Origin of the sequence: Pseudomonas fuscovaginae SE-1, assembly GCF_000364705.1 — a bacterium.
Classification (GTDB): Bacteria; Pseudomonadota; Gammaproteobacteria; order Pseudomonadales; family Pseudomonadaceae; genus Aquipseudomonas; species Aquipseudomonas fuscovaginae_A.
In genome coordinates this window covers 1-10586 of record NZ_AQOH01000091.1, presented here as the reverse complement: position 1 = coordinate 10586, position 10586 = coordinate 1, and the positions used below count along the sequence as shown (strand labels likewise).

At 56.7% G+C, this 10586-nt stretch carries 9 protein-coding genes and 1 pseudogene; 8 read left to right on the top strand and 2 right to left on the bottom strand.

Annotation, left to right across the window (positions count from 1 at the left end):
• From K675_RS30605 to K675_RS0110220, 5 genes are all read left to right on the top strand, one after another.
• The coding region (locus K675_RS30605) for a glycosyltransferase (protein WP_017903427.1) at positions 1-1560 on the top strand (1560 nt) is incomplete at its 5' end.
• On the top strand, positions 1557-3719 hold the full coding sequence (locus K675_RS0110235) for a heparinase II/III family protein (RefSeq protein WP_017903426.1): 2163 nt from the start codon (positions 1557-1559) through the stop codon (positions 3717-3719). The genes K675_RS30605 and K675_RS0110235, both read left to right, overlap by 4 nt.
• Entirely contained in the window at positions 3712-4857 is a 1146-nt protein-coding gene (locus tag K675_RS0110230) for a glycosyltransferase (protein ID WP_232434417.1), read from the top strand. The genes K675_RS0110235 and K675_RS0110230 overlap by 8 nt, the downstream gene beginning before the upstream one ends.
• Before the next feature lie 3 nt (positions 4858-4860).
• Positions 4861-5955, top strand: a complete 1095-nt coding sequence (locus K675_RS0110225; RefSeq protein WP_017903424.1) for a glycosyltransferase — start codon at positions 4861-4863, stop codon at positions 5953-5955.
• Positions 5952-7067, top strand: a complete 1116-nt coding sequence (locus tag K675_RS0110220) for a glycosyltransferase family 4 protein (protein ID WP_017903423.1) — start codon at positions 5952-5954, stop codon at positions 7065-7067. Before K675_RS0110225 ends, K675_RS0110220 begins: the two co-directional genes overlap by 4 nt.
• A 38-nt stretch (positions 7068-7105) precedes the next feature.
• Here K675_RS0110220 and K675_RS32950 read toward each other — a convergent pair whose 3' ends face one another.
• Positions 7106-7435, bottom strand: coding sequence for a hypothetical protein (locus tag K675_RS32950; protein WP_157383923.1), 330 nt, complete (start codon positions 7433-7435; stop codon positions 7106-7108).
• 515 nt (positions 7436-7950) lie between these two features.
• On the opposite strand from K675_RS32950, the gene K675_RS0110215 reads away from it, so the two are divergent.
• The 3 genes from K675_RS0110215 to K675_RS0110205 all read left to right on the top strand — a co-directional run bounded on the left by K675_RS0110215 (position 7951) and on the right by K675_RS0110205 (position 10411).
• Positions 7951-8103 (top strand): DUF4113 domain-containing protein, encoded by a 153-nt coding sequence (locus K675_RS0110215; protein WP_017903422.1) that lies wholly within the window; start codon positions 7951-7953, stop codon positions 8101-8103.
• A 92-nt stretch (positions 8104-8195) separates the two neighbouring features.
• Complete coding sequence (locus K675_RS31830; RefSeq protein WP_017903421.1) at positions 8196-9458, top strand: HAD-IA family hydrolase; 1263 nt, start codon at positions 8196-8198, stop codon at positions 9456-9458.
• Positions 9455-10411 (top strand): DNA-processing protein DprA, encoded by a 957-nt coding sequence (locus K675_RS0110205; RefSeq protein WP_017903420.1) that lies wholly within the window; start codon positions 9455-9457, stop codon positions 10409-10411. Before K675_RS31830 ends, K675_RS0110205 begins: the two co-directional genes overlap by 4 nt.
• On the opposite strand, the pseudogene K675_RS33580 reads toward K675_RS0110205, so the two are convergent.
• Positions 10405-10586: pseudogene (locus K675_RS33580) on the bottom strand (hypothetical protein); the annotation flags it as partial. The gene K675_RS0110205 and the pseudogene K675_RS33580 sit on opposite strands and share 7 nt — an antisense overlap.

The following is a 10586-nucleotide window of genomic DNA, read 5'->3' as shown; positions in this document are numbered from 1 at the left end:
CTGCCGCTACCGGCTTGCGTTGAAACCTGGTCCCACGCTGATTTCGCCGCCACCGTGCGCGGCCCGGGGATGCGTCACCATCTGTTGCGCTATGCCTCGGTGACTTTGGTATTGCCGCACCTGGGCCTGCGTCCACGGCCGTTGCTGGTGATGGCCGCGTTGCGCCTGCTCAGCCATGGCCAGGCCACCCTTATCGATTCGCAGCAGCGGCAACAACGGGTCGGTGTCGTTGCCCTGGTGCGCCAGGCACTGGTGACGCTCCGCGAAGCGCTTCGCCTGCCAAGGCTGCTGTCCTCGATCAGCGGCGAACTGGCGCAGCTACTGATCCGCGCCCAGAGCCGCAGTGCGCCAACGCTACAGTCCGGAGCGCCGTGTCTGTACCTGAAGACCGACTTATGGTTTTCGACCCAGGTCGGTGGCTCGGTCACCCATATGGCCGGTGTGGTCAACAACCTGGGCTATGTCACGGGGATGCCGCCGTTGGTGTTCGCGACGGCCGCCAATCCGATTGTCGACTCCACCCTCAGTGTCCGCACGCTGTTGCCCGCTCCGACGTTCTGGGATTTCCGTGAAGTGCCGGCGCTGCTGTTCAGCGGCTCGGCCAGCGACGAGATCAGCGCGGTACTGGGCTGCGCGCGACCTTCGTTCATTTATCAGCGCTACAGCCTGAACAACTATGCTGGCGCCAAGCTTGCATTGACGCTGAATGCACCGTTGGTGACCGAATACAACGGTTCCGAGGTCTGGATCAGCCAGAACTGGGGCACGCCGGTGGCGCATCTGGAACTGTCCGAGCAAGTCGAGCGGCTCAACCTGCAAGCCGCTGATCTGATTGTGGTAGTCAGTGAAGTACTGCGTCAGGAACTGCTCGGCCGAGGTCTGGCTGCCGAGCGGATTCTGGTCAATGCCAATGGCGTGGACCCGATCACCTTCCATCCGGATATCAACGCCACGGATCTGCGACGCACCCTCGGTCTGGAGGGCAAGACGGTGATCGGTTTTATCGGCACCTTCGGTCCTTGGCATGGCACCGAGGAACTGGTCGAAGCCTTTGCGCTGCTGCTGGCGAACCAACGGCACCGTCGCGACGACCTGCGCTTGCTGCTGGTTGGTCAGGGCGCTCGGCATGCCGCAGCGTTGGAACTCGCCAAGCGACTTGGCGTACTGGGGCAGTGCCTGTTCACCGGTCAGGTCGCGCAACAACAGGCACCTGACTACCTGGCCTGTTGTGACCTGCTGGCCGCGCCCCATGTGCCGAATCCGGATGGGACGCCGTTCTTTGGCTCGCCTACCAAACTCTTCGAGTACATGGCCATGGGGCGCCCGATCGTGGCTTCCGCGCTGGGGCAGATTCAGGAAGTTCTCCAGCATGGCGGCAGCGCCTGGCTGGTCGAACCGGGCCAGCCTGCGGCGTTGGCCGAGGGGCTGGCATATGTGCTGGAGCAGCCACAGCTCGGACGTTCCCTCGGCGAGCGGGCGCGTCAGGAAGTGTTGCAGCACCATACCTGGCGTCATCATACCCAGCGGATCGTCACCGCTCTTGAGGGGCTCTGCTCATGAGCTGGCCGGCCCGTATCCGCCGTCTGCTACGCCATCCGCCCGCGGAAATCGCACGTCGCCTGTTTGCCTACGTGTTGCGCAACTGGGCCGGGATCAGACTGCAGGCGCGCGACCGCTTTCTGTCCACCTTTGGCGGTGAGGTTGACGAACAACCGCTGCAAGCGCTGATACCCCCGTTCAGCGCGGACCAACTGCAACCTTGGCGGGAGACGCTGGCTGCCGAAAGCGAGCGTCTGCTGGAACACCGCTTCGACCTGCTTGGCGCCTGGGACGTGCAGCCGGCTGTCGGTTTTCGCGCGGCCGGACTGGAGGGGCACCACTACGACATGCCGGCGAGCGCGGGCATCAATCCGGCCAACCGCCGCCACGTGGCGCGCCTGCGGAGTCTGATCACGCCTGGTTACCAGGCCATCGACTGGCATGTGGATCTTCGTTCCGGCTATCGCTGGTCGCCGGTCACCCCTTCGGCGCTGATTCGCTACGGCAACGCTCCTGGCGCCGATGTCAAGCTGCCTTGGGAACTGGCGCGCATGCAACACGCGCCCAGGATGGCTCTGGCGGCGGCTGCAGAAAAGCTGGCCGGGGACGAAGCGCGCTCGCAGCGGCTGTGTCAGGAGCTGCAGAACCAGGTACTGGATTTCATCGCCGCCAACCCACCGCGATTTGGCGTCAATTGGTCGTGCACCATGGACGTGGGCATTCGTATCGCCAACCTGTTGCTTGCCTACGACATCGTTATCGCCGCCGGTCTGAACTTCTCGCCGGCTTTCGACAGAGAGTTCAAGCGCAGCGTAGTGGCCCACGGTCGACATATTGTCACCCACCTGGAGTGGTTCCCCCATCTGCGCAGCAACCACTATCTGGCCAATCTGGCCGGCCTGCTGTTTGTCGCCGCCTACCTGCCGCCGAGTGAGGAAAGTGATGCCTGGCTGATGCTGGCTGCCAATGAGCTGGGCAAGGAAATGTTCGTGCAGTTCCAGGCGGACGGTAGCAACTTCGAGGCCTCCACCAGCTACCACCGATTGTCTGCAGAGCTGGTGCTGTTTCCCGCTGGGCTGGCGCACCGTGTCGCAGCACGCCTGCAGGCGTTGAGCCCGGCGAGCCTCCATGGCGGCTTGGATGCCTCAGGTCCGGGCGTGTTGCCCGCGCAGCGTAGCGAGCCGGCCACCTACACGCTGCAGTCCGCCGAAGCTTTGCGTCACCTGGTGCGCATGGGCGATTTCTCCCGGGCGATTACTCGCCCGGATGGTGGCGTCGCACAGGTTGGTGACAACGATAGCGGACGCTTCTTCAAACTCACTCCAGACAGGCAGCATGACGAGCCCTGGGGCGATGGCCATCGCGTGCTGATCGACTGTGTGGCGCAGTTGCGTCAGGGTGTGAATACCCCTCCCGCGTCACTGGATGGGCTGATCCTGCGGGCACTGCTCGGTCCTCTGGAGCAAGGGCAAGTTGGGGCGCCCGAAGCCCCGCTACCGGTACTGTGTGCATTCGCTGATTTTGGCCTGTATGTCTATCGTCGCCCAAGGCTCTGGCTGTCGCTGCGTTGCGGCTCGGTGGGCCAATTGGGCAATGGCGGTCATGCGCATAACGACCAGTTGTCGCTGGAGGCCTGCTTTGATGGTGTACCGTTCATTGTCGACCCGGGCACGTATGTCTATACGGCGCTGCCGGAGCAGCGTAACGCATTGCGCTCCAACCGCGCGCACGCCACCTTGACCGCCGAGCCTGGTGAGCAGAATGGCTGGCTGGCGGGTGTCACCGGTTTGTTCAGCCTGTCACGGGTGGCGCCCACCCGGGTGCTGCGGGCTGACGAAGACGGGTTCGTTGGCGAACATGACGGCTTTGCGGCTACACATCGACGTGCTGTGGCGTTTATCGAGGGTGGATTTGAGGTGATCGATGAGCATGCCGGCACAGGTGAGTTGGCTTTTCCGTTGGCTCCACAGGTACAGGCGCAGCGTGATGGCCAGGACTGGCTGCTGGTCGCTGGCGGTCGGCGGGTCAGGCTGAAGATATCGGCCGGACAGAGCGTCCTGGAGATCGGCACGTACTCCCCCGCTTATGGCTGCAAGGTGGAAAGTCAGGTGATCCGTGTTCGTGATGTACCTGCGCTCTGTGTCTGGAGCATGCGTCTGCTGGAGTCCGCCCATGGTTAAACGCGTGTTGCATATCGGCATTCACTGCTGGAGCTCGCCGATGCGCGTGGGTAGTCATGCCATTGCTGGCCAGTTCGTTCAGCAGGGCTGGGAGGTGGCCTATGTCGCGGCACCGATCACTCCGCTCAACTTTCTACGGCCGGACTCTCCGGTATTTCAAGCGCGTTTGCGCGAGTATCGTACCGGCGGCCAGCGCGATCTTGGCGGCAAACTGTGGCATTACGTGCCATTCTCGCTACTGGCTCCCTCCAATCGGCGCTTTTTCCGCGCGCCATGGCTGTTTTCCCATTGGAACAAGCTGAGCTGGCCGAACGTCAGTCAGGTGGTGCGTGACGCCGGTTTTGGGGAGGTGGATGTTCTGTTTCTGGACAGCATCTACCAACCCGCCTGGCTCGATGAGATCCGCTACAAGCGCTGTGTCGTGCGTCTGGCTGACTACAACGCCGGCTTCGATGGCTACGCCACCGGCGCTCGGCAGAGTGAAATGCGGGCGCTGGCGCGGGCCGATCTGGTGGTCACGGCGTCGCGAGGCATGGCACAGTGGGCTGCGGAGCATGGCGCGCGTGAGGTCATGTACCTGCCCAATGGCGTGGATTGCGAGCGTTTCTCCGGGCAGCCGGCGTTGCCGGAGGAATATGCTGCGCTATCGGGACCTATTGCTGTGTTTGTTGGCGATATCAGCACTTGGGTCGACCTGACACTGGTCCAGGCCTGCGCGCAGGCGATTCCACAGGTCAACTTCGTCATGATAGGCCCCTGTGCCAACGTGTCGAGCGGCATGGCGGCCAACGTGCATTTCCTTGGTGTCAGGCCTCACCAGCAACTGGCCGCTTACCTTCGCCACGCCCATGTCGGCCTGATTCCCTTTCATTCGCAAACGTGCAGCCCACTGGTTTCACACATTCATCCGCTGAAACTCTATGAGTACCTGGCCTGTGGCTTACCCGTGGTGTCCAGCCGTTGGGCGGAACTGGAAAGCCTGGACAGCCCCGCCGTGCTGTGTTCGTCGAGCGACGAATTTATTGCAGCCGTGCAGGCCGCGTTGGAGGAAACCGGTCAGGCTGCGCGCTATCAGCAATATGCGCAGTCGGCTTCCTGGCCTCGACGGCTCGCCCCCTTGCTGGCGTGGGCGGGGTAAGCGATGAGCAACTACATTCTCTACGATTATTTGCAGGTCAGCGGCGGCGCGGAGCGCTTGTCCATCGATCTGGCTGCTGGCTTGCCTGGCTACCAACTGGTGGTCTCGCGGATTTTCCAGCAGGCACGTTACCTTGCCGTAGAACAGGCATTGGCTCCGGAGAGCCTGCGCTGTCTGGGAGGGGTCGGTACGCGAGCGTTGCCCAGGGTAGCCGAGGCGCTCGCGTGTTTTGCCTTGCGTACCGGCTTTCTGCGCGACGCGCAGAACGTGATTTACAGCGGCCTGTATGCACCCTTGGCGGTCACCAACCAGATCAGCGGTGGGCGTATTTACTATTGTCACACTCCGCCGCGCTATATCTATGACTGGCGCGAACGTTATCTGCAGCGCTTTGCCCCGCCGTTGCGGCCGCTGGCGATGATTGCCTTCGATGCCTTGCAGCGACGCTACGAAGACGCGCTGTCACGTATGGATCGTGTGATCAGCAACTCTGAAAACGTGCGTGCGCGTCTACGCCAGCACGTGGGGCTGGAGTCACAGGTGATTCATCCACCTGTAGATACCGAGCGTTTCAAATGGACCGGGCAGGGCAATTACTTTGTCTCCCTGGCTAGGTTGGAGGCGCATAAGCGAGTGGATAGCATCATCCAGGCTTTTCTAGGTCTGCCTGATCAGCAACTGGTGATTGCTTCTGGTGGTCGGGATGAGCCGCGTCTGCGGCAACTGGCTGCCGGTGCATCCAACATCAGGTTCACCGGCTGGCAGGATGAAGCCAGCCTGCGAGCCTGCGTGGGAGGTGCTCGAGCGGTGATCTATGTGCCAACGGATGAGGATTTCGGGATGTCGCCCGTGGAAGCCATGTCTGCTGGAAAACCGGTGATTGGCGTTCGTGAAGGTGGCTTGATGGAGACTGTGGTTCATGGTGTTACAGGCTTTTTGCTGGACCCTGAGTTGAATGTGGAGTCTCTACGCGAAGCCATCAATGGCTTGCAGCCGGCGAATGCGCTTGCGATGCGAAGCGCTTGCGAGTTACAAGCCGCAAAATTTTCGAAAAGAACCTTTATAGAGCGCATGGAGGCGGTTGTTAGGAGCTCATGAAAGTACTTCATTTTTATAAGACATCGGTACCTTGGTCGATGGGGGGAATTGAGCAGGTCATCCATCAAATCGGTCTGGGTGCCGCCAAGCTGGGAGTGCAAACGGATGTGCTTTCCTTGTCGAGCAAACAGGTTCCTCGTACGGTTGATGTCGGGGGATACCTAGTGCATCACGCGAGGATGGATTTGCAAATTGCCTCCACCGGGTTTTCGCTTTCGGCGTTCTGGCGTTTCTACCAACTCGCGCGCCGGGCTGATGTCATTCACTATCATTTTCCGTGGCCTTTTATGGACGTGGTGCATTTCGTTGCCCGGATCAAAAAGCCCACGGTGGTTACTTATCACTCCGATATCATCCGTCAGAAATATCTGCTGAAGTTCTATAGCCCTCTGAAGCGACTGTTCCTGGGCGATGTTGACCGCATCGTGGCGACTTCGCCTAACTATTTGGCAACCAGTCAGGTATTGGCACGTTACCGGGACAAGGTTTCTGTCATTGCCATTGGTCTAGACCGCGAGAGTTACCCGATGGCCGATCCGGAAAAGCTCAGGCGTTGGCGCGAGAAGGTGGGGCCCAGGTTTTTCCTGTTCGTAGGTGTACTGCGTTATTACAAAGGCCTGCATATCCTTCTGGAGGCAGCCAAAGGTGCTGAGTTCCCCATCGTCATAGTCGGCGCCGGGCCGATTGAGGACGAACTGAAAGCGCAGGCTCAAGCCTTGGGACTGGATAATGTGCATTTCTTCGGCCAGTTGCCTGACAGCGACAAGGTGGCGCTGCTGGAGCTGAGTTACGCCATCGTTTTTCCCTCGCACTTGCGCTCGGAAGCGTTCGGTATTTCTTTGTTGGAAGGCGCGATGTATGGAAAACCGATGATTTCCAGCGAAATAGGTACCGGTACCACATTTATCAATGTCTCCGGTGAAACCGGGCTTGTTGTGCCACCGGGCGATCCGGGGGCATTGAGAAATGCGATGCAATACATCTGGGAACATCCGGAGGAGGCTCATGAGTGGGGGCTGCGAGCAGAAAATCGCTACTGGAAGTACTTCACCGCTGAGCGCATGGTTACCGACTACATCACTCTCTATCGAGAGCTGATGCAAGATCGTTGATACGCAGCCAAGAGAGGCTCTAATAAGAGATACAGGGCCTAAATGGTTGAAGTTTTATCAAGTAAGCTCGGTTCAATCGAGATGTATCTCGGCTGGCGAGGTCGCTGGCATTGCCAGGCATCCATCAGATGCTTGATAGCGTCAGAGCTGAGAGGATCAAGGGGCACTAAGGCGAAAGCGTTTGGTAATGTAGCAAAACTGACAGAGGCTGCGTTGGCGTTTGATAGGCATCTGAGCAATCCCGGATCTTTTTGAGGCAAGTCCTGGAATGCTTGGGTGTGGGCTTTTGTGGACACTTTCCGTGTTTTGACCGTGCCAAAACAAAGCCCCAGAAACGGCAAAGCCCCGCATTGCGGGGCTTTGAACATGGTGCGGCACCAGACGGACGGTTTCTTGCTATAAGGGCAGGGGATTCGCGGGGCTGGAATTTGGTGGATTTTGTGCCGTACCTCATAGAGTAACTATAAATAAATCAGCTGTTTATGGATTATAGTGGAATCGAACCGGGCATTTCGACAGGTATGATTGCACTTTGACGAAGTCCGATAACGAGAGTGAATACTGCCAGATCAAAGCTCAAACCGAGCTCTCATTAGGATGAAGAACCTGAGAGAAATGAGCCCTCAACGAACTGGGTAAGTAGTCCCCCCTTTCAATACACCGACACTCAGCTTCGATACGAAATCGAAGGGAGCAGCACGATCATTGGCCCCCGACGTTTGTATCGGCCAAAGTGCAGTGGTTTTTGAGGGCGTAAACGTGGGCATCGGCGCGGTTATTGCCGCTAATGCGGTGGTGACAAAGCATGTGTTTCTGGACCTGCGACAGCCTCGTGAATTACCGATGAGCTGTTTTGGGTGGCGCAGCCGGCTTCGGAAAGGTTATGCCGGTGCTGGACCAGATCAATGGGCGTTGGGGGCGCGGGACGTTGAAGGTCGCGACTGTGCCTGTCGCGCCGGATTGGAGGATGAAGCGGGATCTGCTCAGCCAACGGTACACGACCTGCATGGCGGAGCTGTTCACAGTCAAAACATGAGGCTGGGTGGACCGGATTCGCTAATGCCATATTGACATTGATGGCCATTAGGCATCACTGTATTTCTTTTGACTGCACAAAGGGAATTTGGGATGTTTAATTTGGTGATTTTTGATTTAGATAACACATTGGCTTCAACTGATGATCTGGAAGAGTTTCGAGGTCGCGCACATCTAGGCGGGCAAAGTCAAAATTACAAAGATCGGTTGGTTGCTAAGATCGAAGAGCAGAAGCGTCGATTGTTGTCGATAGAGTTCTTTGAAGATCTGCGAGATAACAATCCAGACATCAAGCTGGCAGTTTTTACCAAGTCACCTAAGGAATACGCCAATATTGTCTTGGAAGAAGTTTACCCAGAAATCGAGTGGGACTCCGTCGTAGCATTCGAAGACGTGAAACACACGAAGCCGGATCCGGAAGGGATTTATTTGGCTGCAGAGGACTGTGGTATCACTCAAGGTCAAGCAGTTTTGCTAGTGGGTGACGACCTCGGGGATGTCGAAGCGGCTTACAGCGCAGGAATTCGTGTGGTATTGGCCGAACTCGAAGACCAAAAGAATTATGAAGCGAGAAAGCGAATTCCTGACGCGTCAGTTGTCAAGGAAAAAACAGTTTACGAAGCGATTGTTGACATAAAGCAGAAGCTCCCAGTCCTCGAGCGACTAGTAGAAGGCGGCGACTCAAACAGAACTTACTTTGGGAGAGTGTGCCGGATTGGACACTTTCCGCCGAAGTCTATAGCAGATGCGAGGCACCCGCTGCAGGTTATTTCTTTGGGTAGATTGTTCACAGAACATAAGGCGCTTAAAGAAAGACGGCAATGGCATGCTCTTACTGATGAGATTGTGAAATTCAAAGATACTGATAATTTCCCGGCAGAATGGGCGGAGTGCGTCCGAGATGCAATTGATGACCAAATTAAGCAGTACAGAAAAAGAAAAGGCCCGAGCCACATGTTTAAACGGTACAGCGTGCTAATCACAGTTGCACCCACAAAAGCTGACAGACCGCCTCGAATGGAGAACTTTCTTGAACTGATCGGGGCCTCATGCGATGAGAACCCTCTGTCAAACAGCTCGGTTGAAATCGCTCCTGAAGCATTTGAGTTCTCTGCAGAGGCGAGATCCCATCATGGTGAACACTTGTCCCAAATTCAGCGGTTTGAAAATGTCCGTGACTGCTTGTCGGTAGGCGACGACGACTTCGAAGATAAATTAGTTTTCTTGATCGATGATGTTGTCACCACAGGGGCGACTCTCTACTATATGGACAAATACAGTAGGGAGAATGGCGCGCAAGAGGTGTTTTGCATTAGCCTGGCGCACACAATCTCAGCACCCAGAGAAATAAGATGACGAGCGATGACGCTTACAATGCTTTGATCCTGAGTGGGTTAAAGGGAGTTGGGCCTAGCACGATTGAAAAGGTGCTGGGGCTTACTTCCTATCCACTGAAGACGACTCTTGAGCTTTGTGAGTACGCCTACGAGCTGCGTAAAAATTCCTTGACTGTTGAGCAGTACGATGAGGCTCGGCGGTATGCCGACTTTCAGGTGGATATGGCATTCAAGAACGACACGAGGATCATTAGCCTATTGGATGCTGAATTTCCGAAGATCTTGGTGGCCTCTGGGGTCCGTCTTGCGGTTCTTTATGTCAAAGGAAATATAGACGCGCTGAATATCCCCTCGGTAGCTGTAATTGGAACAAGAGAGCCTACAGCCCATGGTGAAGAAATAACAAAGCGAATAACGGATTGGATGGTTCAACAGGGATGGGCGATCGTAAGTGGTCTCGCATTGGGTTGCGATAGCATTGCACATAAGCAGGCAATCGAATCGGGAGGCAAAACAGTAGCTGTCATGGCTCATGGCTTGCAAACTATCTCACCGTCGCGGAATGTAGAGCTAGCGACATCAATACTATCCAGCGATGGAGCATTGGTGTCGGAGTTTGGTTTCGATATAAAGCCAACTCCAACCAACTTTGTTATCAGGGACAAGACCCAGTCCGCCCTTTCTCGCGGAGTGATAATGATCCAGTCGGATTTGGTAGGTGGAAGCTTGCATGCATCCCGGGCAGCAATCAAAGACCAGCGCCCGCTGATTGTTCCATTCCCAACCGATAAGGATATAGCACATTCTGAAAGCAAAATTTCAGCAAATCTCTTGCTGGCTTCAGACGATGCCATAGGCAAGTGCAACTTGTTGAAGTGTGTTCCCGCCGGATTGGAAAATCTTCATGTTGTTAGGCGGAAAGAGGAGTACGGTAGAATGTTGGAAATCCTATCTAGGGGACTTTCTCAGTAATAGGCCGCATCTGTTGATAAGGCTAGCAGCAATTTCTGAGTTTGATGAAACTCCGCCGCGTTGTCAGAAGGAGGGGTAACACCATGCTTGTGCCCTGTAAGCATGGTGTTAGTTTTCTCAACCACATCTACTAGGTTCTGTATGAAAACCTTTGAAACCCCATCGCGGCCCCTGG